This window comes from Algoriphagus winogradskyi (assembly GCF_900182815.1).
Lineage (GTDB): Bacteria > Bacteroidota > Bacteroidia > Cytophagales > Cyclobacteriaceae > Algoriphagus > Algoriphagus winogradskyi.
In genome coordinates, this window is sequence record NZ_FXUA01000002.1 from 508,178 (window position 1) to 535,133 (window position 26,956).

A 26,956-nucleotide genomic window follows, 5' to 3' on the forward strand; every position below is an offset into this window, starting at 1 on the left:
ATTACCCAATCTCATGCACCTGAAGTCTCTCGAACTCTTACAATTTAAAAATCATGAGAAGACCCGACTCCAATTTTCCAACGAGATTAATTGCTTTGTAGGTTTAAATGGAAGTGGAAAAACCAATGTGCTGGATGGGATTCACTATCTGTCTTTGACTAAAAGCGCCGTGCAATCCAGTGACAGTCTGAATGTTCAGCATGAGAAGGATTTCTTTGCGATCAAGGGGCAATTTGAACTGGTAGGAGAAAAGCAACTGGAGGTGAGATGCACGGTAGAATTAGGTAAGAAGAAGCAGATTTATCAAAATGGAAAGGCACTTGCCAAAACTTCGGAGCATGTAGGCTTGATTCCTTTGGTCCTCATTGCGCCTAATGACACGGAGTTGATTAAAGGTGGAAGCGATGGAAGAAGAAAATTTTTTGATGGGTTGATTTCCCAGCTTGATCATGCGTACCTCGATCAATTGATTCGATACCATCATTTTTTGAAGCAGCGAAATGCATTGCTGAAGAAGTTCGCCGAAACTGGCAGACGTGATTTGACACTTTTGGATAATTACGATTCTGAGTTAATTGAACTGAGTGGTGTCCTAGCTGCTAGAAGAAATGAGCTGTTGACAGAAATGGCTCCATTATTACAAAGTCACTATTCAGAGATTTCTCAAGGACAGGAGCTGGTCAGTGTGATTTATGAAACTGAGGCTTTGCGCCCGGACTTTGAAGAGTATTTCAAAAGCCTTCGCAAAAAAGACCTGATCACCAAAAACAGTAATGCAGGAATTCACAAAGATGATTTTGGCTTCATGATAGTTGATCATCCCATTCGGAAGATTGGAAGTCAAGGACAGCAGAAATCATACATTATAGCCCTGAAGCTAGCTCAATTCCAGATTTTTGAAAGAGAGAAGGGCGAAAAGCCAATTCTATTGCTGGACGATATTTTTGATAAGCTAGATGATCTGAGAATTGCTCAAATGATGCAGCTGATCTCGCAACACACCTTTGGACAGATATTTTTGACCGATGCGAGACCTGAGCGATCAAAGAAGATTTTATCCGAGTTAGATTCAGATGTGGTTTTCTTCTCAATCAAAGATGGCGTCATTGGAAAAATAGAGTAATAATAAAAAAGGAGCCGAAGCTCCTTATCTTATTTCCATAGATCAGCCGGATATTCTCCAGCATTATGTAGTTTTTTCAGTGAATCTATGACTACAGGCTTATCTTCTGTATAAGTGACCCCAAACCAAGTCTTACCACCTTCCAAAATATCAAATGCAGCCTCATCTGCTTTAATCAGGTTATTGGCAACAGTTGGGATGTAGAATTCTGATTTCAGGTTTTCAAGATTAGCTGGAAGGAATTCATTCCACATTTTCTCTACATCAGCAAAGACATCTTGATGAAAGCCCCAGAAATTCATACTTACTGGTGTGCCTTCGGCGATTTCTAAAATTTCGCCTTCTCCTTTGCTAATGATTTTTCCATCCTCTCGTGCGATAGAAGTTCTTTCTACCATTCCGATCAGGTGGCCTTTTTCATTTGTTTCACATACTCCTCGGCTAACTGTGCCATGGTCCGAAAGTACATTCTGGATGGCATAGCCTACCATTGCGTGTAGGTCTGATTTGACTTCAGTTGTTAAGAATTTGCCGATAGCATCAAAAGCTTCTTTTCCATAAAAATCATCTGCGTTGATCACCGCAAAAGGCTCTTTAATTACATCTTTTGCACAGAGCATAGCATGTGCTGTTCCGAATGGCTTTTTACGATCCGCTTGCTTCAATTCTGCAGGCACAAAGCTGTCAAGTGACTGAATCACAAAGTCGACTTCAATTTTGCCTTCAAGCTTTGGAAGAAATTTCTCTTTCGCCACTTCTAGAATTTCTTCCCGCACAATAAAGACAACCTTACCGAAACCAGCTCTGATAGCATCAAAAATGGAATATTCAAGAATAGTTTCTCCGTTAGGGCCAAATCCATCGATTTGCTTATTTCCGCCATATCGGCTTCCAATTCCTGCGGCCAATAATAAAAGTGTAGGTTTTTGGTTCATAGTAGGTTTAATAAATCGATGGCAAAAATAAGTTTTTATGTCAGGACGACAAGAGAACTAATGAATTTTGAAAATAGTAGGTGGTTTACAAATTACCCAATGTGAACAAAATATCGGCCTATATTTCTATAATAGGTATAAAAATTACTGTTGAAGCAAATAAATAAGCTGATAAAACTAAACTATGGCTAAAAATTTACCCTATGTATCAATTATTTTAATTTTCTGTTTAGTTTTATGCCATAATCTCAAAAAACCATTAGACCCATTGAAAAAATGAAAAAAATTGAAGCAATTATCAGGACTTCACGTTTTGACCAGATTCACACCTGTGTGGCTGCTCTCGGAGTGAAGTTTCTCACCTTTTATGAGGTGAAAGGGATGGGCCTGGAGCATGCCAGGCTTGAAATGTACCGCGGAGTGCCTTATGAGCCGGCATATATTCCTAGGACTAAAATTGAAATAGTCACTGTAGAAGAATTGGTGGAACCCGTGATTAACTGCATTCTTACTGAAGGCAAGACGGGGCAGGTAGGTGATGGAAAAATCTTCGTCTACGACGTATTGGAAGCCTATCGTGTTAGAAATACAGATACTGGCGAGCAGGCACTTTAATTTAATTCATTTATCTACCGAACCTATTTTATCAAATGCAAGAATTATTTACCGTAAATAACTTATGGATGATGATTGCCACCACCATGGTATTCCTCATGCATTTGGGCTTTGCCAGCTTGGAAGCTGGTTTGACTCGCTCAAAAAACACCGTTAACATTCTATTCAAAAACACTATTATCCCTGCAATTGGCCTGTTGACTTACGCCTTTGTAGGTTTCAACTTAATGTATCCAGGTGCAGAATATGCAGGTTCCTTCTTTGGATTTGCAGGTTTTGGTCTTAGCCTTCCAGAAGGCTGGGATACTAGTGAGTACAACGCAGGTTATACTTTCTTTACAGATTTTATTTTCCAGGCCATGTTTGCTGCCACCGCTGCTACTATCGTATCTGGAGCCGTAGCAGAGCGTGTGAAGCTAGGTCCGTTTATCTTTTTCTCCTTTTTATATGTAGGGATTTGTTATCCTATCGTAGGAATGTGGAAATGGGGTGGAGGATTCCTTAATACATTGGAAACACCGTTCTATGATTTTGCAGGTTCTACGATTGTCCACTCTGTAGGAGGCTGGGGTGCCTTGATTGGAGCTGCACTTTTAGGTCCTAGAATTGGAAAATATACTTCTAGAGGCATGACAGCAATTCCTGGTCATAATATCCCATTAGCTACACTAGGCGTATTCTTGCTGTGGTTTGGATGGTTTGGCTTCAATGGCGGATCCGTGCTTAGCGCCGATCCTGGATTGGTTTCCAAAGTATTTGTAACTACTTCTATGGCTGCTGCCGCTGGTGCTTTTGGGGCATTGATCGTTTCCTACTTGATGTTTAAAACCTATGATATCACGATGGTATTAAACGGTATTCTGGCTGGTCTAGTAGGGATCACAGCAGGTGCTGATCAGATGGGTGTGAATTCTTCGATCATCATTGGTCTAGTAGGCGGTGGATTAATAGTCCTGGCTGTTGTTTTCTTTGATAAAATCAAAGTTGATGATCCAGTTGGAGCAATTTCAGTTCACCTAGTAGGTGGTATCTGGGGTACTTTAGCAGTTGGTATTTTCGGAGATCTTGCTGGCGTAGGTCAGTTTGTTTCTCAATTGATCGGAGTGGTTGCAGTGGGAGTGTTCTGTGTGATTTTCGCTGGAGTGATATTTTTCGTAATGAAAAAGACCATTGGAATCCGAGTAGATGAAGCTGAAGAAACGGAAGGTTTGGATATCAACGAACACAGTATGCGTGCGTATCCGGATTTTGCGACAAAAGATTAATTAAAGACAACCAACTACCATAAATGAAAAAGCCCCGGTCCAATTTGGTCGGGGCTTTAAATTTAATATGCTGGCTCGAAATATCTATTTAAAATCACGTGGTGAATTTTACCAAACATCTGGTAACACCAGTCTTTGAATTCCTGAATTTCTGTGGGTGAAATTAATCTTAATCCTTTTCTCAGCTCACGTTCAAACAAATATTTTGAAAAGCTGACCTTTTGTAAGATAGTCTTCACATATTCGATCATAGTCTAAAGAGTTTAAGGTTTTAACTGATTTTAAGTTTCAATACGGAGGCATTTCTCCATATGTTGCGTTATTTTAGAAATCAAAGAGTAGAATATTCCCTATTTTCGCAACCATGATTAAAACGCTTGCCCGATTCATTTTCGTATATGGCCTCTTCCTGATTTCTGGATTGGCTGTGGCTCAAGATGTACAGATTGAGCTTGGACCTGCTGAGATCGGCTTGAATGAAACATTCACTATCAAAGTAACGCTCAGCAACGAGAAAATCAAGTCTTACGATCAATTTCCCGAGATCCCAAGTTTCCAAAAACAAGGAATCTCTCAGTCTTCCTCGATGAACCTCATCAATGGTCAGATGAGCAGTTCAAACAGCATCATACAATATTATAAGCCAAGCCGAAAAGGAGATTTTACTTTACCGTCCTTTGAGCTTTCCATTAATGGACAAGCCTATTCTTCCGCTGGTAAAAAAATCACTGTCGTAGACGCTTCGTCTTCTAATAGCGGTAGAAATCAGGCTTTAGATCCATTTGCTGATTTCTTTGGACGATCGGCTGTGGAAGATCCTGAATATGTAGAAGTAGAAGATGATGCGTTTTTTTCAGTAACTGTAGACAAAGAAGAGGTTTTTCAGGGAGAAGGGGTGAATATCAGTTTGGCTTTTTATATGTCTGAAGCAAATCAAGCCGCATTTAGTTTTCATGAAGCCGGCAGACAGTTGGATGATATTTTGAAGAAAATAAAACCTACAAATGCATGGGAGGAAAATTTCAACATTAGTAATATCGATCGGGAGCAGGTGACCATCAATGGAAAAAGATGGACAAAGTTTAAGGTATATGAGGCGACATTTTTCCCATTTTCTGAAGGAGAACTAGTCATCCCGAGAATTCCTTGGGAAATGATCAAATATAAAATCGCCAAGAATCCCACTTTCTTCGGAGCCAATAGACAGGAGGATTTTAAGACTTTTTACTCGAACCCAAAGACTATAAAAGTGAAGCCTCTTCCTCCACATCCACTTAAAAATGAAGTAAGCGTGGGGCAATTTCAACTTAGAGAAAATATCAAAAATATAGAGGTAGAGACTGGACAAGGATTTGACTATAATTTTGGGATTAGTGGCGTTGGGAATATTAATGCGATCTCAGCTCCTAAGAGAATCCCGATGGCAAATTTGAATACCTATGACCCAAATGTACGTCAGCAAATAAACCGAGGGTACGGGCGGGTTTCTGGTATTAAAGAATTCAATTATTACATCACGATCAACGAAGCAGGAGAAGTAGACCTTGCGAAGAATTTTGAATGGGTTTATTTTGATCCCGATCGTGCGGTGTATGATACACTTAGGCCGCAGGCAAAAATCACAGTAGTAGGAGAAAGTAAAGCAAATCAGGCGATTTCTTCTCAAAGATTAGGAGGGCTTTACGACCGCATTTCTACTGAAGACAATCGGTTTTTAAACGAGAAATATAAATACTATTTTACAATCGCAATCAACGTGTTGCTACTGATTTCGGTGGCTTTATTGGCTGTATTGATAATTAGAAAGAGATAATGGGTAATTCATTTGGAAAGCTATTCAAGATCACCACTTATGGTGAATCGCATGGTTTAGCTTTGGGGGTAATCATCGAAGGGTGCCCAGCAGGACTAAAAATAAATGAGGCTAAGCTTATTGCAGAGATGCAACGCAGGAAGCCAGGACAGTCCAAAATCACCACACAACGTAAGGAAGAGGACGAGTTTGAGATTAAATCCGGGGTTTTTGAAGGAGTAACGACAGGAACTCCAATTGGGATAGTGATCAATAATTCGGATCAAAAGAGTAAGGATTATTCTCATATCTCAGATAAGTTTCGCCCTTCCCATGCAGATTTCACTTATTTCGAAAAATACGGATTACGGGATTATCGGGGCGGCGGAAGAAGTTCAGCAAGAGAAACAGCTGCCCGTGTAGTGGCTGGTGCTTTGGCTAAGCAACTTTTGGAAACTAAAGGGATCAGTGTGCAAGCATTTGTATCACAGGTTGGTGAGTTGAAACTGGACAAAACTTATACTGAATTAGATCTTAGCAAAGCTGAAGAGAACATTCTGAGGTGCCCTGATCCAAAAAAGGCAGAGGAAATGATCGAGCTGATTGATACAGTCAGAAAAGACCGTGATACCATTGGCGGAGTCGTGACCTGTGTGATTAAGAACACACCTGCAGGGATTGGAGAACCTGTTTTTGATCGATTGCACGCCGAGCTTGGAAAAGCTATGCTCAGTATCAATGCGGTGAAAGGCTTCGAATATGGAAGCGGTTTTGAAGGTGTGAAAATGCGTGGATCAGCTCATAACGATACGTTTGTGCAGGACGGCGATAAAGTGCGTACCCTGACCAATCATTCTGGCGGAATCCAAGGTGGCATTTCCAATGGAGAGGATATCTATTTCAATGTTGCATTCAAACCTGTCGCAACGATCATGATGGATCAGGATTCTGTAAATGAAGCCGGAGATTCAGTAATAGTTTCCGGAAAAGGTCGCCATGATCCTTGTGTAGTACCTAGAGCTGTACCGATCGTGGAAGCAATGGCCGCTTTGGTCATAGCTGATTATATTTTGTTGTCAAAAAGTAATAAACTAGAAGACTTCTAAACCCTTATATATGCTTAAAAAGATACCCTTACATACCCAAATAATCATCGGACTTGTTCTGGGGTTGATTTTTGGTTTAGTAGTAATCAAGACTTCCATCCCCAATTCCTTTACTATAGATTACATTAAGCCTTTTGGGACAATTTTCATTAACGGGTTAAAGATGATTGCAGTGCCTTTGGTACTAGCTTCATTGATTGTTGGTGTTTCTAATTTGGGCGATGTTTCCAAACTGAGTCGGATTGGCGGAAAAACAATCGGGACTTACTTGGTTACTACGGTTCTTGCTGTGACTATTGGTCTTGTAATGGTAAATGTTTTTAAGCCAGGAAAAAGTTTGCCTCCTGAGACTCGGGAAAATCTTATGAGCTTGTATGAAGGAGATGCTGGCTCACGTGTGGGTCAAGCAGCTGAGCTTCAGAAGCAAAGTCCCTTACAGCCCTTGGTGGATATAGTTCCGGATAACGTTTTTAGTGCTACTACAGATAACGCTGCGATGCTCCAAGTGGTGTTTTTTGCAATTCTAGTTGGTATTGCTTTGCTGAAAATCCCAAAAGCCAAGGCTGCTCCAGTTATCGCATTCTTTGACGGGATGAATGATGTAATTATTCAAATTGTCAATTTTATCATGATGATTGCTCCTTTTGGAGTTTTTGCACTCATGGCTTCCTTAATCGTGGAGATTGCTGGTGAAAACCCAGATTCTGCAGTGCAGTTATTAATGGCTTTGTTGAAATATAGCTTGGTAGTACTGGGAGGGTTATTTACCATGATTTTGGTGGTTTATCCAGCTATCTTGATGGCCTTCACTAAGGTGAAATATAGAGACTTTTTCCGAGCAATCAGACCAGCCCAATTGCTTGCATTCTCTACAAGTTCAAGTTCTGCAACGCTTCCTGTTACGATGAAACAAGTGGAGGAAGAATTAGGGGTCTCTGAGGAGATATCGAGTTTTGTACTTCCATTAGGAGCCACCGTGAATATGGATGGGACTAGCCTTTACCAAGGTGTTGCAGCGGTATTCATTGCGCAGGCCTTGGGAATGGAATTGAGTTTAACGCAACAACTGATGATTGTTTTGACAGCAACACTTGCCTCAATCGGTTCTGCTGGTGTTCCGGGTGCTGGATTGATTATGTTAATTATTGTACTGGAATCAATTGGTGTTCCTGCGGCTGGTATTGCATTAATTATTGCTCCTGATCGAATTTTGGATATGTTCCGTACAGTAGTGAATGTCACTGGGGATGCGACAGTTTGTACTATTGTAGCAAGTACTGAAGGGGAGTTGCCAGATGGATTGATTAGGAAATCAAACCCATTGACCCCAAACGAATAGAAATTAACTTTTGGTCTTACATAAAAAATGGTCCCATCTTATGAAGGGACCATTTTTATTTTAGACTACAGAGATTTTTATTTCAAACTTCCCGTCATTTCTTCAGGCCTCACCCACTCATCAAACTGCTCAGAAGTCAATAAGTTAAGCGCAATCGCAGCTTCTCTTAAACTTGTACCTTCCTTATGCGCTTTCTTAGCGATAGCTGCTGCGTTTTCATATCCGATATGTGGATTCAATGCAGTCACCAGCATCAATGAATTCTCCAAATGTCTTTGGATCATAGCTGTGTTTGGCTCGATGCCAACAGCACAATGGTCATTGAATGACACGCATGCATCACCAATTAGTCTAGCTGAAGTAAGGAAATTAGAAGCGATTAATGGCTTGAATACGTTCAATTCAAAATGACCGTTTGATCCGCCTATAGAAATAGCTACATCATTTCCCATCACTTGAGCAGCTACCATCGTCAAGGCTTCAACTTGTGTTGGGTTTACTTTGCCTGGCATGATGGAAGATCCTGGCTCATTTTCAGGGATCAAAATCTCACCGATTCCAGATCTAGGACCAGAGGAAAGCATTCTTACATCATTGGCGATTTTCATCAGGGAAACTGCCAATTGCTTCAATGCACCATGAGTTTCTACCATTGCATCGTGAGCAGCCAGCGCTTCAAATTTATTCTCAGCAGTGACAAAAGGCTGTCCTGAAAGTTCAGCAATTTTCTTAGCCACTAACTCGGAATATCCCTTTGGCGTATTAAGACCAGTTCCTACGGCGGTTCCTCCTAGCGCTAATTCAGATAAATGTGAAAGGGTGTTTCTCAAGGCTTTTAAGCCATGATTAAGCTGTGCCACATAACCACTGAACTCTTGACCCAAGGTAAGCGGTGTGGCATCCATAAAGTGTGTACGCCCGATTTTCACCACATCCTTGAATGCTTCTGCTTTCTCAGCAAGTGTATCTCTAAGTTTTTCAACTCCAGGAATCGTAGTCTCCATTACCATTTTGTATGCTGCGATATGCATAGCAGTAGGGTAGGTGTCGTTGGAAGATTGAGATTTGTTTACATCGTCATTTGGGTGGATTTTCTTTTTGGCATCTTCCAAAGAACCTCCGAGAAGTACATGAGCACGGTAAGCAATTACCTCGTTAGAGTTCATATTAGACTGCGTTCCTGAACCAGTTTGCCAGATTACCAAAGGAAATTGATCATCGTGCTGACCTGCCAAAATCTCATCACATACTTTTCCGATGATATCAGCTTTTTCTTGATCTAAAACTCCAAGTTCGGCATTGGTCTGTGCCGCCGCTTTTTTCAAAATCGCAAAAGCATGAGTGATTTCAACTGGCATGCGGTTTTTCTCACCGCCGATTTTGAAATTGTTGATTGAACGTTGGGTTTGTGCGCCCCAGTATTTGTCAGCAGGCACCTCTACAGGCCCCATGGTGTCTTTTTCTATGCGGATGCTCATATTGTATGTTTTATTGAATCTTTTTTGCGGCGCTAAATTAAGTCCAAAAGCCATTTTTCCCTAAGAAAGAAGCGCTAATCCTTCATCTGGAAGTTGATCAGCTGGTGAAATACTTTGCGTGAGGCCTTCACCTGTCTATTAAAAAAATACATCGCTACTACATAATTGATAATGCACAAGCCCAAACAAATGGTGGCATAGCTAAAATTGGGAATCATAAAGCAATAAAATGCAGTAAAGGCTAGTAAAATGACAGACCAAAAAGCAATGAAAAAAAGTGCTCCTGGAAATAATCTGTAATTAATAAACAGAATACATCCCCGGGGAGTTGTTTCGATTTTCCCCAAAATCAACGGCAGAAATGTGTCGGCTCTATCCACAACTTTGGAAATTCTGAATCCTTTTTGGCCGATCAAGCCATTGAAAAGGATATCTCCTTTGACCTGAGTTCTCGGATCCAAATAATTGACTTCTCTTGTCACACGATTCAAATGACTTAGCACCTCTTCTTTGGAAAGAGCGCTGACTAAGGTTTCAGTATCGTAGGGGAAAAGGTTCAATAATGGTTATTTAACAGCTATACAAGAAATTTCCACATTTACATTTTTGGGCAGTTTACTCACTTCTACAGTTTCGCGTGCGGGAGGATTTGATGTAAAGTACTGACTATAGGCTTCATTGATTGTGCCAAACTCATCCATGCTTTTGATAAAAATACTGCATTTGACGATATCGCTGAAAGTGAAATTCGCCGCTCTAAGTACAGCCTCTAGGTTTTTCATCACCGCATGAGTTTCCTCAGTGATATTCTCATTGATCAATTCGCCAGTCTCTGCATCCAAAGCGATCTGTCCGGAAACATAAAGCGTATTGCCTGCTAAAACTGCCTGAGAATAGGGTCCAATTGGTGCTGGAGCCTCATTGGTGAAGATAATGTGATTTGCCATTTATTTTTAATTTTCAAATTTGGGTACTATGTCCAAAATAATCTTGTGGGTATGTCGAGCTTTTAGGTTTTTAATATTTGCCTTAAGCCTTTAATTTCGCTTCATTCCAATAAACATCCATCTCGGCCAAGGTCATCTCGCTGAGGGTTTTACCAGATTCCTTTGCAGCAGCTTCCAGGTATTGAAATCGTTTGATGAATTTCTTATTTGTTCGTTCTAAAGCTTCTTCCGGATTTATGTCTATAAATCGTGCATAGTTAATCAAAGAAAAGAGTAAGTCACCAAATTCTCCACTGGCTTTTTCGGTATCTATTTCTTTATCATCTGCTACATTGAATTCTTCCTTGAATTCTTGCATTTCCTCTTCAACTTTCTCCCAAACTTGGCTTTTTTCTTCCCAATCGAACCCAACACCACGAGCTTTTTCCTGAATCCGCATCGCTTTGATTAGCGCAGGTAGGGATTTTGGTACACCGCCAAGGACGGATTTATTTCCTTTCTCAGTGAGTTTTATTTTTTCCCAGTTTTGCTTCACTGCTTCCTCGTCTTCAGCTTTAGTATCTCCATAGATATGCGGATGACGACGGATTAGCTTTTCGCATAGCGCATCTATCATTGACGTAATATCGAAGTTGCCTTCTTCCGAACCTATTCTCGCATAAAAGACGATGTGAAGGAGAATGTCTCCCAATTCTTTTTTGACCTCGTCAGGATCTCCTTCGAGAATTGCATCAGAAAGCTCAAAAGTTTCTTCGATTGTCAAATGTCTTAGACTTTCTGTCGTTTGTTTTTTATCCCAAGGACATTGTTCCCTGAGTTCATCCATGATGGTAAGTAATCTATCAAAAGCTGCCAATTTCTCGGCTCGGGTACTCAAATTTGTCATGGGTGAGGAAACTATGCTAGGTTTGTGGACGTTTTCGAAGTAAAGCCTTAAATTTGCGCAAATTTATCCGTTATGACAACCGTATTTCTTACCCTTGGTTTCGTTGCTTTATTCTTCATTATGATGTCTGTAAGGCTAATATTCCTCAAAAACGGCGAATTCAAGGGCACTTGTGCCTCCCAAAGTCCCTTTCTCAATAAAGAAGGAGCAACCTGCGGATTTTGCGGAAAGACCATGGATGGTGATACCTCTTGTGGAAATCCCGACAATGAAGTGGACAAGGTCATGGCCAAATTCAAATAAAGTTAATCCTGTCGCCTGACGGGATTTATTAGTTTTTAATCAAATCAAATTACCATACGTGTCACTAATTAAATCAATCTCTGGCATCAGAGGTACCATCGGAGGAAAAGCTGGCGATGGACTTACTCCCATAGATATAGTCAAATTTGCTTCTGCATATGGAGCTTGGGTACTCGAAAAAACAAATAATCCTAAGGTGATTATCGGTAGAGATGCACGTCTTTCCGGTGAGATGGTTTCTGGATTGGTTTCGGCTACGCTCCAAGGAATGGGAATCAATGTGATCGATCTTGGATTGAGTACTACGCCTACTGTCGAATTTGCAGTTCCTTTGGAAAAAGCCGGTGGAGGAATCATCCTAACTGCAAGCCATAACCCAGTGCAGTGGAATGCCCTAAAGCTTCTTAATGCGAAGGGTGAATTCATATCAGACGCAGAAGGAAAAGACATTTTAGAGAAAGCTGATAAGGAGGATTTTTCTTTTGCGGAAGTAAAAAAACTTGGAAGCTATACTCAAATCAATGATTACATCGAGCGGCATATTCAGCATGTGTTGGATCTGGATCTAGTAGATGTAGAAGCGATCAAGGCCAGAAATTTCAAAGTAGTAGTAGATGCGGTGAATTCCACAGGAGGAATTGCAGTTCCTATGCTTTTGAGAGCTTTGGGAGTCACGGAAATAGAGGAAATGTACTGTACGCCAGATGGCCATTTTCCTCACAACCCAGAGCCACTTCCTGAAAATTTAAGAGATATTTCTCAGAAGCTCGAAAGAGGAAGTTTCGATTTAGGAATTGTAGTTGATCCAGATGTAGATCGCTTGGCATTTATCAATGAGGACGGATCAGCCTTTGGAGAAGAATATACGTTGGTTGCAGTTGCTGATTATGTGCTTTCAAAGACTCCAGGGAATACTGTTTCTAATTTGAGTTCTACTCGCGCACTTCGAGATGTGACCGAAAAAAGAGGAGGAACTTACAATGCTTCAGCAGTAGGGGAAGTGAATGTTGTCAACCAAATGAAAGCGGTAGATGCAATCATTGGCGGTGAAGGAAATGGTGGTATCATCTACCCTACTTCTCATTATGGCCGTGATGCTTTAGTGGGAATCGGATTATTTTTGACTCACTTGGCTAATTTCGGAAAAAGCATTTCCAGACTAAGAGCAACTTACCCAAGCTATCATATTTCAAAAAATAAAATCGAACTTACTCCAGAGATTGATGTTGATAATATTTTGCTTGAGATCAAAAAGAAGTATAAAAACCATCCAATCAACGACATAGACGGAGTAAAAATCGAATTTGAAAAGGAATGGGTACATTTGCGGAAGTCAAATACAGAGCCGATTATACGGATTTACTCTGAATCTGAATCAGAAGCTACCGCAGAGCACTTAGCGAAAAAGCTTATTGCTGATATCAAAGAAGTGGTCAACGCTTCCATGATTTAAGCTCCACAGAATTAAAAATATATAAATTCAAAGTGAGAAGGTAACTCTAGCATTGAGGCTACTTCGGTCACCGGTCATCGGTCGAGCCAACCAAAAGTAAATACGATTATTGGCATACCTCCAGGTTATCGCCGTAAAGAATATACAACCCAACACGAGTACGATGAAAGTTTATTTAGACAATGCAGCCACCACTGCCATGGACGATCGAGTGATCGATGCCATGCTTCCTTTTATGAGAAATCATTATGGCAATCCTTCTTCTGTCCATAGTTTTGGTAGAGAAGTGAGGACTGCAATAGAAAGATCGAGAAAGAAGGTAGCTGAATTGTTAAATGTAACTCCTGCAGAAATTTTCTTCACTTCAGGAGGGACCGAAGCTGATAATACAGCGATTGTTTGCGGGATCGAAAGTCATGGAATCACTCATGCGATCACTTCTCCACTAGAGCATCATGCTGTTTTGCACACCTTAGAAATGTGTGAGAAAAAGGGCCATATCAAGCTTAGCATTTTAGATGTAAATGAAAAAGGTGAGTTGGATATAAATCAGCTGGAAGAATTGCTGAAAGCAAATCCAAAAAGCCTGGTTTCTCTGATGCATGCAAACAATGAGATAGGAAACCTGAACGACTTGAATCGTATCGGTTCTCTTGCCAAAGAGTATGGTGCGTTTTTCCATTCTGACACAGTGCAGACGATGGGACATTATGTTCATGATTTAAAATCCCTTCCAGTAGATTCCATAGTCGCAGGTGGACATAAATTCCATGGGCCAAAAGGTTCAGGATTTCTTTATGTAAAAAAAGATAAGAAAATTCATCCTTTGATTCACGGCGGAGCTCAGGAGAGAAATATGCGTGGTGGAACGGAGAATGTGATTGGAATTATCGGAATCGCAAAAGCTTTGGAGATTGCCTATGAAGATATGGCTGAACATCAAGTTCATGTTGAAGCAATCAAAAAGCATTTTATCCAAAGCCTGACTCAGGAAATTCCTGGAGTAGAATTCAATGGACTTTCAGGAGATTTGGATAAGAGTTTATACACTGTTCTCAGCGTAAGCTTACCTCCATCCGAAGCGAACAGTGGTATGTTGCTTTTTAATCTTGATTTGGAAGGTGTATCTGCTTCAGGAGGGTCTGCTTGTAGTTCTGGAGCTACAGTTGGTTCGCATGTGCTAAGAGCAATCAATCACACACCAGAACGGGATGCGGTTAGATTTTCGTTCAGCCGATTTAATACAATAGAAGAAGTTGACTATACAGTCGGAAAGTTGAAAGAACTTTACGCCGTCGAAGCATAATAAAAAAAGGAGCTCAGAAGGCTCCTTTTTTTAATTTCAGCTTTTAGAATTTTAAATTCCTATTTGCCTTGATATCCAATAGCATAAGGAGTCCATATCTCATAAATAGGGTCGCCTTTGGAACTTAGACCGCTATGATGCCATTCTCCGTCGATTACCTCATAATTGAAGTCTAAGTTGGCACCGACCCGGCTATCATCCCGGGAAAAGAAAGTGATGCTTTCCACATATTTACCATCCTTAGCAGTGTAAGTGCCTCCCCCCGTTCCGGAAAATTCTTTTGTTTCAGAGTTGAAAGCAATCCATTGAAATCTACCCCCGCTAAGGATTTTCACAGTTCTTCTAGCTCCCGGAGTTGATCTGGATATTTCTTCTCCTCTTTTTCTACCTGTTATCACCCAGTTTCCCGTAAGATCGTCTTCCGTGTCAGACACTTTTTCCCAAATTTCCACGAGCATTTTCCCATTGATATCCGATGAAATCACCATTTTCTCATTCACCCAATCCAGTTTGTATTTATTTGAAGTTCCAACTTGAAAAGGATCTAGGGTAAAGAAATCTAAAGTCTCCACATAATTACCATCATTATAGGTAAATGGGCCTCCACCAGCACTGATAAAGTGATTGTCAGCGACCTGCTTAGCTCCAAATGCGAAATAATCATCTTGATAAATCTTGATGTATTCAATATCCTTTACTTCTTGACCATCTTGATGGGTAAGTTTCCAAGCGCCTTGCAGGCTTTGAGCCTCTGCCCAACTGAAGAATATTAAGGCTGTAAAAAAAAGTATAGTTGCTTTCATGGACTTAACGGGTTTTATTCACCTATTAAATTCAACAAGATTCGGCAGAAAACCAATGCTTTATATATGTGATGGCGTGATTTCCTGATAAATGAGAGTTTTCGCCTTTGAAATTCATAGTTTAATAAAATGAAAGTTTTCTTGATTGGGGCATCTAAAAGTCAAGCGGAGCAAATGATTGCCGAAGACACCATTCACCAGATTGATTTGGACGGTCAAATTATCGCCTTGGTAAGGCAAAAGGATGAGTTTTTCGCATTTCAAAGTACCTGTCCGCATCGTGGAGCTTCCTTGCTACGGGGAGATCTGGATGCCGGGATAATCAGGTGTTCTTTGCACGGTTATTCTTTTGACTTGAAATCTGGAGAGGTCCAGCTCGGTTTATGCTCGGCTTTGGAAACCTATTCAGTGGAACTGACAGAGGAAGGCTTAAAGATCTCCGTTCCAAATGAATAGCATATCACCAATTATCAAGTTTTAAACTTGATAATTGAATTTGCACATTGACAATTGATTTTTCTAGCTACTTTAAGAATTCATTCACCCAAGTTCAAACTATGTTAAAGCGCGGAATTCGCAGATGGGATCTGGTTTTTTTGATTATTAATTCTGTGATTGGAGCAGGTATTTTTGGCCTTCCGGCAAAAGCATTTGCGCTTTCTGGACCTTATTCATTGTTGGCTTTTGGTGTTTGTGCAGTAGTAATGCTGGTGCTCATCTTAGTCTTTATGGAAGTCAGTTCTAGGTTTGACAGAACTGGAGGACCCTACCTTTACATCAAAGAAGCATTTGGCAACCTTCCGGCTTTCGCTGTAGGTTGGGTTTTGATGCTAACCCGGCTTTTTAGCTATGCTACTTTGGTCAATTTGCTGGTCATTTACATGTCTTTTTTCTCTCCGGTTTTTCAGGAAGAATGGATGAGAATTCTAATGATTGTGGGGATTACAGCAGTGTTAACAGGGATTAATCTACTTGGAATCAAAGATTCTACCCGCACCACAAATATCCTGACAATTTCAAAATTGGTTCCGTTGACGCTCTTTATTGTGATTGGACTTTTCTTTTTAAATGCTGATGCTTTTGATTTCAGTTCGCCTCCGCCAATGCCTGAGTTTGCAAACTCTGCTTTGTTGCTAATTTTTGCTTTCGGTGGTTTTGAAGCAGGTTTGGTAATCTCTGGGGAGGTTCAAAATCCTAGAAAAAATCTGCCTTTTGCTTTGATGACTGGAGCGCTGATTATTACTGTTTTTTATGTGTTGATTCAGATAGTTGCTATCGGAACTTTGCCAGATTTGGCTACTTCAGACAAGCCGCTTGCTGACGCAGCTTCCCGAATCATGGGATATGGTGGAGGCTTGTTTATTACGATTGGAGCTATAGTTTCTATTTTGGGAACCTTGAATGTTCAAATCCTTAGCGGATCCAGGTTGCCTTTTGCGCTTAGCGAATCGCGGCAATTCCCTCAAATATTTTCCTTTGTTCATCCCCGATTTCGCACGCCAACAGTTGCAGTTTTATTCTTTTCTATTCTGATTATTATCGTCGCAACGGTCTGGGATTTTATGGGGTCACTGGCGATCTCTGTCATAGCCAGATTGCTGATTTACCTATTGGTATGCGGAGCTTTGATTCGCTTGCGCAAAAGCCAACCAGATGCAGATTACTACAAGTTAAAATTTGGAATACCCTTGGCAGTCGCGGGAATAGCTGCTACGATCTGGCTTCTCAGTAGCACTCAAATAGAGGAGATTACAGATATGGCCCTCTGGACAGCGTTGGGTTTTGTGATTTATGGAGTTCACAAGATTTTTTCAAGAAAAGATTAAGGTGGCTTTTTAACAACAAAGATCACAAAGCACACGCAAAGTTCTTGTCAGTTTTCCTCTTGTTTATTGAATTTGAGAATTGTTACATGAATTTTTCTGGATATTTTGCTTTCAAACCCAACTCAACCTATTCCATGAAAGCTTTCCTCCCTATTGCTGTTGGCTCTATATTACTTTTTTCTGCCTGCCAACAGAAAGTTTCAGAAATTGACTATACCGATTGGTCGCACTATGGAGGCCCAGAAGATGGTTCGAGGTATTCTTCTTTATCCCAAATCACTAAGGAAAATGTATCCCAGCTGGAAGTTGCTTGGACATACCATACTGGAGATGCAACCGAGCGCTCGCAAATTCAATGTCAGCCGATAGTAGTAAATGGTTTACTTTATGGCTCGACGCCTACGTTAAATGTGTTCGCAGTAAATGCAGCCACAGGGCAGGAAGTTTGGAGATTTGATCCTTTTGAGGTGCTGGGAGGAGAAAATTCCTGGGCAGGAACAAATCGTGGTGTAAGCTATTGGGAGGATGGTGATGATAAAAGAATTCTTTTTGGAGCGGGAAATTGGTTGATGGCAGTAAATGCAGAGACTGGTGAGCCAATTCTTGGTTTTGGAGATCAGGGTAAAGTTGATCTTCGAAAAGAATTAGATACAGAACGCGAGGATTTCCTGATAGTAGCTAATGCTCCTGGAGTGGTGTATGGTGATTTGTTGATTATTGGGATGCGACTTTCCGAAGGGTTGGATGCTGCACCAGGTCACATTCGTGCCTACAATATCAGAACTGGTGAGCGGGAATGGATTTTCCATACTATTCCTCAGGAAGGAGAACCTGGCTTTGAGACTTGGGATCCAGCGAATATAAAACAGATTGGTGGAGCAAATAACTGGGCTGGAATGACGGTGGATCATGAGAGAGGAATCGTATTTGTGCCAACCGGCTCGGCTACCTATGATTTTTGGGGAGGCTATCGCAAAGGAGATAATCTTTATGCCAATTCTCTGATTGCATTGAATGCCCAAACAGGTGAAAGAATTTGGCATTTTCAGGCGGTACATCATGATGTCTGGGATCGAGATTTTCCTGCAAATCCAAACTTAATTCGAATTCAGAAGGACGGAAAGTGGATAGATGCAGTCGCGCAGATTTCCAAACAAGGGATGACCTATGTGTTTGATCGGGAGACAGGGGAGCCGGTTTGGCCCATTGAAGAAACGCCTATGACTCAGTCTTCGATGCCGGGGGAATTTACTTCTCCGACTCAACCTATTCCATCTTTGCCTGAGCCGTTTATGACTATGGTTTTTGAGGACAAAAATATTTTAAATCTAAAGCCTGAGTGGGAAGCAGATATCAGAAGTCAGTTGAAAAATGCGATTTATGGTGATACTTGGGCTCCTCCTCATCCGACCAAACCTCTGGTTCTTTTCCCAGGAATGGATGGTGGTGGAGAATGGGGCGGTGCTTCTTTTGATCCAACAAATCAAACGTTATACGTGAATGCAAATCAAATTCCTTGGATAATAGGAATGACTCCGAATGCGGATTTTGAAAATATTGGTAAATCCGTTTACACAAACTTTTGTGGGAATTGCCATGGGTTAGATAGAAAAGGAAACCCTCCGGCAATCCCAAGTTTATTGGGAGTGAAGGAGAAATATACCTATGATTCCTTGGCTATTTTGCTTCAAAAAGGAAGGGGAGCGATGCCTTCTTTTGTTCATATCGCTGATGAAAATAAGAAGGTTCTCTTAAACTATCTCTTGGATAAAGCCCCAGATGAAGGTGATAAGAAAGAAATGGAAGGTGCAGCTACACAGCTTTTCCCTCGCTATTATATGGATGGCTATAAAAAGTTGGTCACTAAAGATGGAATGTACGGGTCAAACCCGCCTTGGGGGCTTTTAACCGCAATCGATATGAATACAGGCAAGAAAAAGTGGCAAGTTCCGCTGGGAGAAATTGATTCACTGAGCGCCCAGGGATTTGCTCCTACTGGCACTGAAAATTACGGTGGACCAGTGGTCACTGCTGGTGGTGTCCTTTTTATTGCTGCTACAAAGGATGAGAAAATCAGAGCTTTCGATAAGGAAACTGGTGAAATTCTTTGGGAAGCAAAACTTCCTGCGTCGGGACACGCTACCCCGGCAGTATACGAAATGAATGGAAAGCAATTTCTAGTAATTGCCTGTGGAGGTGGGAAAGGAACTAGAAGTGGTGACGCTTATGTGGCTTATGCTTTACCAAAGTAATCTTTTGAGACTACCCTTTGTAATACATTGATTTGCGATTCGTCATTCCATCAATGGAAAACTTACCTGCCCCGAAAATTAAAATACAGAAGAAAACTATAAAATACAGGAGAGGTAATTCTTTTCTCCCAAATGGGTCTGAAGCGTGTGCCACAAAAACTGCAATCAGCATAGTAATCATAAGTGGGATTGTGGCTAGACGAATTTTGAATCCAATGATCACTAAAATGCCACAAAGTAGTTCAGCAAATACTGCAAGTGACAAAGAAACCACTGGACCCAAACCTAGAAAATCCATGAATTTGATGGGATCGTCACCAAATAGCCGTAGCAATTTAGGATAACCATGTGTTATAATCATACCGCCGGCTCCTAATCTAAGCGCTAAAAGGCCTATGTCTTCTAATACAGTCTTCTTCATTTCTCTGGGTGAATTTTAAGATTGCAATCCAAATTATGATTTGCTCTCAATAATCAAAGGCCTTTTTATACAACTTGCTGCATGATGTTATAGTAAGGCATAAAAAAAAAGGCAGCCAGTAAGGCTGCCTTTTAATGTTTGGGTTAACTGTTAAATTACTTCCCTTTTTTATTGATCATTGTCATGACTGTCTGCCCGATGACTTTCAGATCAGTTAATAGATTTACTTGGGAAAGGTATTTTAAGTCCAAGATTACTCGTTGACACATTTCTTCTACGGTCTCTGCATAGCCAAAATCAACTTGGCCAATAGAAGTAATCCCTGGACGCAAAGTCAATAGCTGGGCATATTGAGGCTGTCTAGCGACAATCTGCTTAATAAAGTGGGCACGCTCGGGTCTAGGCCCAACGACTGACATATCACCCATCAGCACATTGAAGAATTGAGGTAGCTCATCTAAGTGAGTTTTTCTCATGAAGTTACCCCATTTGGTAATTCTAGGATCATTGTCCGTAGTCAGCTGTGGTCCATTCACCTCAGAGTCTACAATCATACTTCTATACTTAAGAATGTAGAATGGTTCGCCATTTCTACCAATTCTTTCCTGCTTATAAAATACAGGACCTTTAGAGGTTAGCTTAGTAATAAATGTCAAAGCAATAAATACAGGAAGGCCTGCAAGAATGGCGATGGTGGAAAACAAGATATCGAAAGATCTTTTTACAAATCTTGTAGTAAGTTCTATTCCCTCATTAACAGTCTGTGAAACAGAGTTTCTGGAAATATTTGTTAAGGCAAAAAGGTCAGGGATAATCCTTCCCGACTGATAGCCTTTAAAAACAATTTCTTGTTGGTTTGATTGATTACGTATCATTGGTTTAGTCTTTTAAGTCAATTACTGTGGTACTTTGTCTTATCCAATAGGGATGCCAAGCGTAAACATGCCTATTTTGATGAATAGGGTGCTTTTTGGGAAATCGTTAACATTATTTATGTGGAGGCTATCCACAAATCGAGCGTTTTTTTCCTAGTGGGTTAAGGTTAGGAATGGCTCCAATAAGCCTTTGTCATAGATAGGGACTTGGAAAGTCCAAGTGGAAGGGAGCGGTAGTGCAGCCCCAGTTTATACCCAGCCAATTTCGCCCCAGTTGCAATCAGACATTTTGGGATCAGTAATGGATTATGCTTAAGTGTGTAGGTGAGTTCTGATTTGAGATATTTGAATCCTTCACTTTCTGCTCTGCCAAATTTCTCGAAGATCCAGCGGTTGTTGATATGAAATACTCCAATATCAAAATATCGCTTAAATTCTTCAATGGCTGAATAATCATGTGAATGGTATATTTTGGAATGCGAAAGGTATGCCAATTTCCATCCATTCAATAACATTTTCCCCGCAATCAATACATCTTCGCCTAAAATGGATCCTATTGGGAATCCATTGACTTCAAAAAAAGCTGTCTTACGATATGCAGCGAAGGAATTGGAGCAAGAGATAGTCCTAATTCCGTAGCGATCAGCATCTTCCAAACTTCTAACCTTGGATTCAGAGGGATAATTAAACAGGCGTGCGTGGGTCTCTAAAACCTTGGCATTCTTATGGGGAAGCTGACGGCCATAGACCATCCCGAGCTCAGGGTTATTTGCTAAACTCTCTACCATCACGCGAATGGCATCTGGCTCTGCTAGAATTGCATCTTGGGTAAGAAATACAAAAATATCTGCATCGGGAAAAGTCTCAGCAGCCATTTGCCTAGTGCCGCCATGGTCAAAATTCTTTTTGTCGATTTGAATTAAATCGCAAGTTTCCTCATTGATCAGATCCAAAGTACCATCAGTACTACCCGAATCGATGATTACCAATCTTGAAATAGGATAGGTTTGCATTGCCACACCTGCAAGTACATCTTTCCAGATTTTGCCAGCATTCAGGGTGGGGATAAAAATATTGACTTGCATAGCTTAAAAATAAATTTCTGTGATTTCTACTCCACCATAATTGGCAGTGCCCGATACGAGTTTTTCCTTTCCGACCGACGCTTTTCCTTTTCCCACGAAAAGTACCGTTTCTGTATTTTTAATTCCTCTATACTCATTGCCTTCCAAAGTCAGTTGATTAGGATAATGACTTCGAAATGCTTGATTTTCCGCGCCTCCTAGGATTGATGTGATTTTGTTGTTTTTCACGACTAATTCCTTGGAGCTGTCGTCAAAAATAGCGGTGTTATACGATTTGATCTGATTGCCGATGAGCTGTACATTTTTAGCGGTTTTCCTGAGAATGATCGCTGATGCATTTTGACTGACAATTTCATTATTTTCAATTATTGCCCCATCAGCCTGCGTAATTAAAATAGCTGGGTTATTCGATTTATTCTCAATCTTATTGTCTTTCAATTCAACTTCCCCTTTCAAGTTTAGATTGAAGTTAGCATGTGAAAAGCTGTTGTTTTCTATGAAGAACTTATCGACACGAATACCATTTGGAAGGGAAAGAGAACCCAGCTCATTGTCCCGAAGATGAATTTTCTGAGCTTTTGTATTTGCGATCAAATTAATGCTGCTGAATCTATTTTTCTCTAGAAGCAATTCCTCTAAATCCAGCGTTATTTCAACTTGATTATCTGCCCAGTTTTCTTTCCCCAATATGACTCCACAGCTTTCCACGTAAATAGCAGGTCGGTTATTTCGGTATGCTTCATTTTTATAAATCAACACATTGGATACATTGATCAATGTAACGATTCCAGAGCCATCCGGAGTAGACTCACCCTTCACAAAACCATTTCCACACGTGATGTTTTTTGTAATCACACATTCTATATCCTTTGCTTTTTCTTTGGATCGGTTGTTAATGTCAATCGCATCGGAGGCATTTTCTTCCAAGATATTATAGGAGAAATTGTAATCTTTTTCTTTGCCGGTCTCGCCGAAGGCCACTTGTATACCCGACATTCCATTGTGGCGGATGACATTGTTGATGACTTCTACTTTGCGGCTACCGTGAATAAATACACCATTCTCACCGTTTTGATAAATCTCAGAATCATGTATGGAAATTGTATTACTGGACAGTATTCGAATACCTGTTCCCGGCTGATAGGTGTGAGTTTCGGTCCTAGGCATACCAAAATGATGAATCTTCGAATTGACTATCTCAATACCACTAGACTCAAAAGTCATAATGCCAGGATACGCTCTTAGCTTTGTTGAATCGCCAATTAGCTCGGTGTTATAAATTCGGATTTGATGGCTTTTTAATAGGTAAATGCCTTCATTTTTGGATTCGCCCCTCAAAGAAATTCTCACATCAATCACGCCTTGTCCGAGAATCAAGGGATTTGGTGAGTTTTGTTTCTCGATGGAATATTCACCCACTTTAACTGAAGGGTGATGTTTTAGAATTCCATCTGCAAGAATATTCACGCCGGACTTAAGTAGGATGGTGCGAATCTGGTATTCACCTTCAGGGAAAAAAATAGTCTCACCTTCTTTTGCCTGATTAATCAGGGTCTGAATTGCCTCTGTCTGGTCTTTTTCGGAATCAGCCAATATACCTAAGTCAAGAACATTGGTGTACCCTCCAACTTGCAAAGAATCCGATTGGCAGATTCCTGTTAATGGAGAAATAAAAAGCAGAAATAATGAAAGGTAGTTAAGCATGGTTTGATTTAGGAAAGAATAGTGTCCCAAGTGGCTTTGGCAGTTTTTTCCCAGCTAAACTCCGGCGCCCGTTTCAATCCATTTACAACACATTCTACATAGAAATTCTCATCGTTGACCAATTTTTCTATGCCTTTTTGTATCGCAGAAACATCTTCAGGATCTACACAAAGTGCAGCTCCGCCAGCGACCTCAGGAAGGGAGCTAGTGTTTGAAGTCAAAACAGGAGTGCCGGAAGCCATGGATTCAATGATAGGTAAGCCAAAGCCTTCCATTAGTGAAACAAATAAGGTAGCATGTGCGCCTTTGTATAGTTTCGGTAAGTCTTCTTCCTCTATAAAACCCAAAAACCGAACCCTTTTTTGGATACCGAGACTGTTGATCAATGCCTCGAGCTCCGGATCCTCGTTGCCAGAAAGAAAAAACATAAAGTCGTTCGGGATCCTTGCCTTTGCAAAAGCAGTTAGCATGGCCGGTACATTTTTGTTTTTGCGCCGGTTTCCCACATATAAAAAATAGGGGCGGGCGCTTTCGTATTCCTCTTCGTTTTGAAGAAAGTGGTTATCCACTCCATTATAAATCACTTGAATCAAGCTTTCGGGAATTCCAAGAATTTCTACCAGCTGCTTTTTGCTGAAATGAGAAACAGTAATGATTTTCTTAGCTTTTGGCGCCAGCCTAGCTATCACCTGCTCGTAATAAATCTTGTGCAGCTTTGAATAGTAAAATAAATGCATCAAATCATGCACGGTGAAAATAAATGGCGTTTTAGAGAAAGCAGGAGGCATAAAGGAAGGACTGTAGAAAACATCAGCATTTGATTTCTTTATTTCCTCACCTAGCATCAAAGGGGAAAGTAAACTCCCCAAGCCCATTTTGCTCTTTACAAATTCACAGTTGGCTTCCACTGGAGCAAGCTTCATTACCTCGTGATACAGTCTACCGATGCCAGTATTTCCCGCCCAGCGACTATCAATCAATATCTTTTGTTGTCGATTCATAGGCTTATTTGGACTTTTTTGAAATTGATTTCCTTGAAGGAGCCGATGAGAAATATTAGGCAGAAGTACATCGCCAGGTCGTTGTCATAGCCGGAATACAAAATCATCATAATGGCTAGAACAGGTAGAAAAAGAGCAACCCACAGTTTAGAATTGTCCATTTTGCGCCAGCACTCCCGTATAAACCAGAATATATAGGCGGAGAAGGAAATAAACCCAACCACACCTAACTCCAGATATGCGGACATAAATGTATTGTGAATGTGAGGTTCACCTCTGTAAAATTCCGCATATTCTCCAAGGAATTCTGGAGCGCTTAGAAATCCATTTCCAAAGGGTGAGATAGAGTTAAAATTCTGGATGAAGGCCTTCCAATAGACTAACCGGATGCCCATGCCGTCATTGGATGAGGTCAAAGAATCTATTCGGATTACTTTCTGAAGTACAAAAGGAAGGGCAAATGCCACTAAAACGAGCATAGCGATTTTCCATTTTTTTCCTATGGAAATCCAAATCAGAAAGAAAACTCCAAAAATTAGAGCAACTATAGGCGTGCGGGAAAGGCTTAGAAAGGCAACTAGGAATACAAAAAGGATTCTCCAGGCCGACAGCTTATTTTTCAAAACTACTGGAATACAGATAAATACAAATCCTATAAGGGCGATGCGCGCACCGAACATGTTTTTATCGTCCAATCCCCAATAATATAGCGAGTCTCGATAAAGGGTGCTCGCTTGTCCAGATGATTCACTCCCGGTGATTAATTTGAAATCGTATGCCTGATGATAAATGAGAAGTTGCACAAGTGATAGTGCTAAAACAGCCAGCAAAACTGTATCTAACCTTTTTATTATTGATTCATTGTCTTGAGAGCTCAGCCAATTGATAGCAAAAAAGAGGAAAGAGAAATTGATCAGTAGCTTTATAATATTGGTAAAAGCTAGTGGCTGCCCTGGATATGTTATCAAATAGCTGATTACTGCGTAGGAGCTGAAAACGGCCAGAGCGATTGACCAATTTGGGAATTTAATCTGAGGCGTTTCTCTGTAAAAAAAGAAGCAACTCACCAGAAAAAATACCGGGTAAACTTTTACCGGAAGGAACATGGAGATCAGCGATAGCAAAAAAAGGGTTTCCGCAATGGAAATTGCTTTCCAAGGATGTCCTTCAAAGGTCGAAGTCTGATTTTTCAATGAAATTTCCGGTGTGCTCATTTTGAAAAAACAGTTAGTGGTTTTTTCAATGCTTCTTTCAAAACAGTCTCATATTCCCCGATCAAGCGATCCGCATCCAAAATAGAAGCTACAGATTCCCGAGCAGCTTGACTGAACTGATTATAAAGCTGTGGCTCAAAATAAATCTGACGCATCACCGCGCTCAAAGAACCCGGCTCACTGTCATAACAATAAAGGCCATTGATTCCGTCCTTTACCGTTTCTTGAAGTCCTCCTCTTTTGTTTGCGATCACCGGAACATGGTTTGCCAAGGCCTCGATAGCCACCATGCCGAGCGGTTCTTCCCAGAGTGATGGGACTATCAATACATCGATTTCTGCTAGAAATTCGGTGGAATTCATATAACCTACAAACTCAATATTCGCTCCGGAGGTAATTTCTTTCAGATGTTTTTCGTATTCCGAGTCCCCTTTTCCAGCAATGCTCAACTTAGCATCGAAGTCTAAGGTCTTGAATTGTTCGATTAGCCATTCCAATCCCTTGACTTTAGATAGAGTGCCTAAGTAGCCGTATCGAATTGGTTGCTCAGATTTTCTAGGAGCTTTTGCAGATGGGTTTGGAATTGTTCGTGTGTTGTAAATAATGTTTTTATAAGCACGCGAGAAGTAGCCGAAATCAATAAAACGCTGCAAAATGCTATTGCTGATACCTACTACTGCGGACACTTGGGTCGACTTTTCAGCGTGATTGCTTCGCAAAAGTTTACAGCTCAAACACTGATTTTCGCAGGTTTGCTCATTCTTGAACATGTTACTATTCGGACAAAGCAAATACAGATCGTGTAGCACCTGAACGATTGGGATTCCGGCATGATGTATTGGTTCCCAGACTGCCGCAGACCAACCTGCGAGGTTGTGACAGGAGACAATATCTGGTTTTTCACCATCTAGAATCGTTTTTACTACCCTAGCCATTTTTTCGTTGGACTGGTCCTGATAGTGCCAATTAAGCTTTACTAACTTGTTTTTCTTCGTTTTGGAATAGGGCCAATACCCGTTTTGCAAACCAGCCCTATATACTTTTACTCCATCAACATGCTCCTTTTTCAGACCTGGTTCAGGCATTAGACTCAGCACTAGGACTTCATGGCCAAGAGATTTCATTCCCTCCACAATCAGCTTTAGGGAAATCTCCGCTCCTCCTTCGATGAGTGGGCTATAGAGAGAGTTGATGTATAGTATTTTCATTGAGTTCGACTAGCTGAAA

The 26,956-nt window shown here is 40.8% G+C and carries 25 protein-coding genes; 12 read left to right on the plus strand and 13 right to left on the minus strand.

The genetic code is table 11. The annotated features are described in order from the left end of the window. Positions 1–13 precede the first annotated feature (13 nt). Entirely contained in the window at positions 14–1,123 is a 1,110-nt protein-coding gene (gene recF, locus QOL76_RS06650) for a DNA replication/repair protein RecF (RefSeq protein ID WP_283412252.1), read from the plus strand. A 29-nt stretch (positions 1,124–1,152) separates the two neighbouring features. Here the strand turns inward: recF and QOL76_RS06655 are convergent, their stop codons facing one another. Continuing rightward, complete coding sequence (locus QOL76_RS06655; RefSeq protein WP_283412253.1) at positions 1,153–2,058, minus strand: sugar phosphate nucleotidyltransferase; 906 nt, start codon at positions 2,056–2,058, stop codon at positions 1,153–1,155. Positions 2,059–2,334: 276 nt separating this feature from the next. On the opposite strand from QOL76_RS06655, the gene QOL76_RS06660 reads away from it, so the two are divergent. The 5 genes from QOL76_RS06660 (at position 2,335) to QOL76_RS06685 (ending at position 8,175) form a co-directional block, all read left to right on the plus strand. Beyond that, positions 2,335–2,673, plus strand: coding sequence for a P-II family nitrogen regulator (locus QOL76_RS06660; RefSeq protein ID WP_283412254.1), 339 nt, complete (start codon positions 2,335–2,337; stop codon positions 2,671–2,673). A 35-nt stretch (positions 2,674–2,708) separates the two neighbouring features. After that, positions 2,709–3,938 carry an ammonium transporter gene (locus tag QOL76_RS06665; RefSeq protein ID WP_283412255.1) on the plus strand — a complete coding sequence of 410 codons (1,230 nt, stop codon included), beginning with the start codon at positions 2,709–2,711 and terminating at the stop codon, positions 3,936–3,938. A 364-nt stretch (positions 3,939–4,302) separates the two neighbouring features. Then, positions 4,303–5,751: a BatD family protein gene (locus QOL76_RS06675; RefSeq protein ID WP_283412257.1), complete on the plus strand. Its 1,449-nt coding sequence runs from the start codon at positions 4,303–4,305 to the stop codon at positions 5,749–5,751. Further along, positions 5,751–6,836 carry a chorismate synthase gene (gene aroC, locus QOL76_RS06680; protein WP_283412258.1) on the plus strand — a complete coding sequence of 362 codons (1,086 nt, stop codon included), beginning with the start codon at positions 5,751–5,753 and terminating at the stop codon, positions 6,834–6,836. The genes QOL76_RS06675 and aroC overlap by 1 nt, the downstream gene beginning before the upstream one ends. Before the next feature lie 10 nt (positions 6,837–6,846). Then, positions 6,847–8,175 carry a dicarboxylate/amino acid:cation symporter gene (locus QOL76_RS06685; protein WP_283412259.1) on the plus strand — a complete coding sequence of 443 codons (1,329 nt, stop codon included), beginning with the start codon at positions 6,847–6,849 and terminating at the stop codon, positions 8,173–8,175. 77 nt (positions 8,176–8,252) lie between these two features. On the opposite strand, the gene fumC is transcribed toward QOL76_RS06685, so the two are convergent. The 4 genes from fumC to mazG form a co-directional block, all read right to left on the minus strand. Next, a complete protein-coding gene (gene fumC, locus QOL76_RS06690) occupies positions 8,253–9,653 on the minus strand; it encodes a class II fumarate hydratase (protein ID WP_283412260.1) in 1,401 nt (466 codons plus the stop codon). Positions 9,654–9,727: 74 nt separating this feature from the next. Further along, positions 9,728–10,213 (minus strand): hypothetical protein, encoded by a 486-nt coding sequence (locus QOL76_RS06695; RefSeq protein WP_283412261.1) that lies wholly within the window; start codon positions 10,211–10,213, stop codon positions 9,728–9,730. 6 nt (positions 10,214–10,219) lie between these two features. Continuing rightward, a complete protein-coding gene (locus tag QOL76_RS06700; RefSeq protein WP_283412262.1) occupies positions 10,220–10,600 on the minus strand; it encodes a RidA family protein in 381 nt (126 codons plus the stop codon). 82 nt (positions 10,601–10,682) lie between these two features. Then, positions 10,683–11,486 (minus strand): nucleoside triphosphate pyrophosphohydrolase, encoded by an 804-nt coding sequence (mazG, locus tag QOL76_RS06705; protein ID WP_283412263.1) that lies wholly within the window; start codon positions 11,484–11,486, stop codon positions 10,683–10,685. 72 nt (positions 11,487–11,558) lie between these two features. Between mazG and QOL76_RS06710 the strand changes: the two genes are divergently transcribed. From QOL76_RS06710 to QOL76_RS06720, 3 genes are all read left to right on the plus strand, one after another. After that, positions 11,559–11,789: a hypothetical protein gene (locus tag QOL76_RS06710; RefSeq protein ID WP_111609983.1), complete on the plus strand. Its 231-nt coding sequence runs from the start codon at positions 11,559–11,561 to the stop codon at positions 11,787–11,789. Positions 11,790–11,847: 58 nt separating this feature from the next. Beyond that, a complete protein-coding gene (glmM, locus tag QOL76_RS06715) occupies positions 11,848–13,242 on the plus strand; it encodes a phosphoglucosamine mutase (RefSeq protein WP_283412264.1) in 1,395 nt (464 codons plus the stop codon). Between the two features lie 163 nt (positions 13,243–13,405). Then, a complete protein-coding gene (locus QOL76_RS06720; RefSeq protein WP_283412265.1) occupies positions 13,406–14,548 on the plus strand; it encodes a cysteine desulfurase family protein in 1,143 nt (380 codons plus the stop codon). A 59-nt stretch (positions 14,549–14,607) separates the two neighbouring features. Here the strand turns inward: QOL76_RS06720 and QOL76_RS06725 are convergent, their stop codons facing one another. Further along, on the minus strand, positions 14,608–15,351 hold the full coding sequence (locus QOL76_RS06725; protein ID WP_283412266.1) for a DUF4488 domain-containing protein: 744 nt from the start codon (positions 15,349–15,351) through the stop codon (positions 14,608–14,610). A 129-nt stretch (positions 15,352–15,480) separates the two neighbouring features. Here QOL76_RS06725 and QOL76_RS06730 point away from each other — a divergent pair, with 129 nt between their 5' ends. From QOL76_RS06730 to QOL76_RS06740, 3 genes are all read left to right on the plus strand, one after another. After that, positions 15,481–15,807 (plus strand): Rieske (2Fe-2S) protein, encoded by a 327-nt coding sequence (locus tag QOL76_RS06730; RefSeq protein WP_283412267.1) that lies wholly within the window; start codon positions 15,481–15,483, stop codon positions 15,805–15,807. A 101-nt stretch (positions 15,808–15,908) separates the two neighbouring features. After that, complete coding sequence (locus QOL76_RS06735) at positions 15,909–17,177, plus strand: APC family permease (protein ID WP_283412268.1); 1,269 nt, start codon at positions 15,909–15,911, stop codon at positions 17,175–17,177. Between the two features lie 134 nt (positions 17,178–17,311). After that, positions 17,312–19,429, plus strand: coding sequence for an outer membrane protein assembly factor BamB family protein (locus QOL76_RS06740; RefSeq protein WP_283412269.1), 2,118 nt, complete (start codon positions 17,312–17,314; stop codon positions 19,427–19,429). Positions 19,430–19,439: 10 nt separating this feature from the next. On the opposite strand, the gene QOL76_RS06745 is transcribed toward QOL76_RS06740, so the two are convergent. The 7 genes from QOL76_RS06745 to QOL76_RS06775 form a co-directional block, all read right to left on the minus strand. Next, positions 19,440–19,850: a DoxX family protein gene (locus QOL76_RS06745; RefSeq protein WP_283412270.1), complete on the minus strand. Its 411-nt coding sequence runs from the start codon at positions 19,848–19,850 to the stop codon at positions 19,440–19,442. 155 nt (positions 19,851–20,005) lie between these two features. After that, positions 20,006–20,725: a sugar transferase gene (locus tag QOL76_RS06750; protein ID WP_283412271.1), complete on the minus strand. Its 720-nt coding sequence runs from the start codon at positions 20,723–20,725 to the stop codon at positions 20,006–20,008. 167 nt (positions 20,726–20,892) lie between these two features. Continuing rightward, positions 20,893–21,810, minus strand: a complete 918-nt coding sequence (locus QOL76_RS06755; protein WP_283412272.1) for a glycosyltransferase family 2 protein — start codon at positions 21,808–21,810, stop codon at positions 20,893–20,895. A gap of 3 nt (positions 21,811–21,813) precedes the next feature. Further along, entirely contained in the window at positions 21,814–23,514 is a 1,701-nt protein-coding gene (locus QOL76_RS06760; protein ID WP_283412273.1) for a right-handed parallel beta-helix repeat-containing protein, read from the minus strand. 8 nt (positions 23,515–23,522) lie between these two features. Further along, the gene (locus QOL76_RS06765; RefSeq protein WP_283412274.1) at positions 23,523–24,515 is read right to left on the minus strand and encodes a glycosyltransferase family 4 protein; all 993 of its coding nucleotides are present in this window, start codon (positions 24,513–24,515) and stop codon (positions 23,523–23,525) included. Continuing rightward, complete coding sequence (locus tag QOL76_RS06770) at positions 24,512–25,729, minus strand: O-antigen ligase family protein (protein WP_283412275.1); 1,218 nt, start codon at positions 25,727–25,729, stop codon at positions 24,512–24,514. Before QOL76_RS06770 ends, QOL76_RS06765 begins: the two co-directional genes overlap by 4 nt. Continuing rightward, positions 25,726–26,937 carry a glycosyltransferase family 4 protein gene (locus tag QOL76_RS06775; RefSeq protein WP_283412276.1) on the minus strand — a complete coding sequence of 404 codons (1,212 nt, stop codon included), beginning with the start codon at positions 26,935–26,937 and terminating at the stop codon, positions 25,726–25,728. Before QOL76_RS06775 ends, QOL76_RS06770 begins: the two co-directional genes overlap by 4 nt. Between the last annotated feature and the right edge of the window lie 19 nt (positions 26,938–26,956).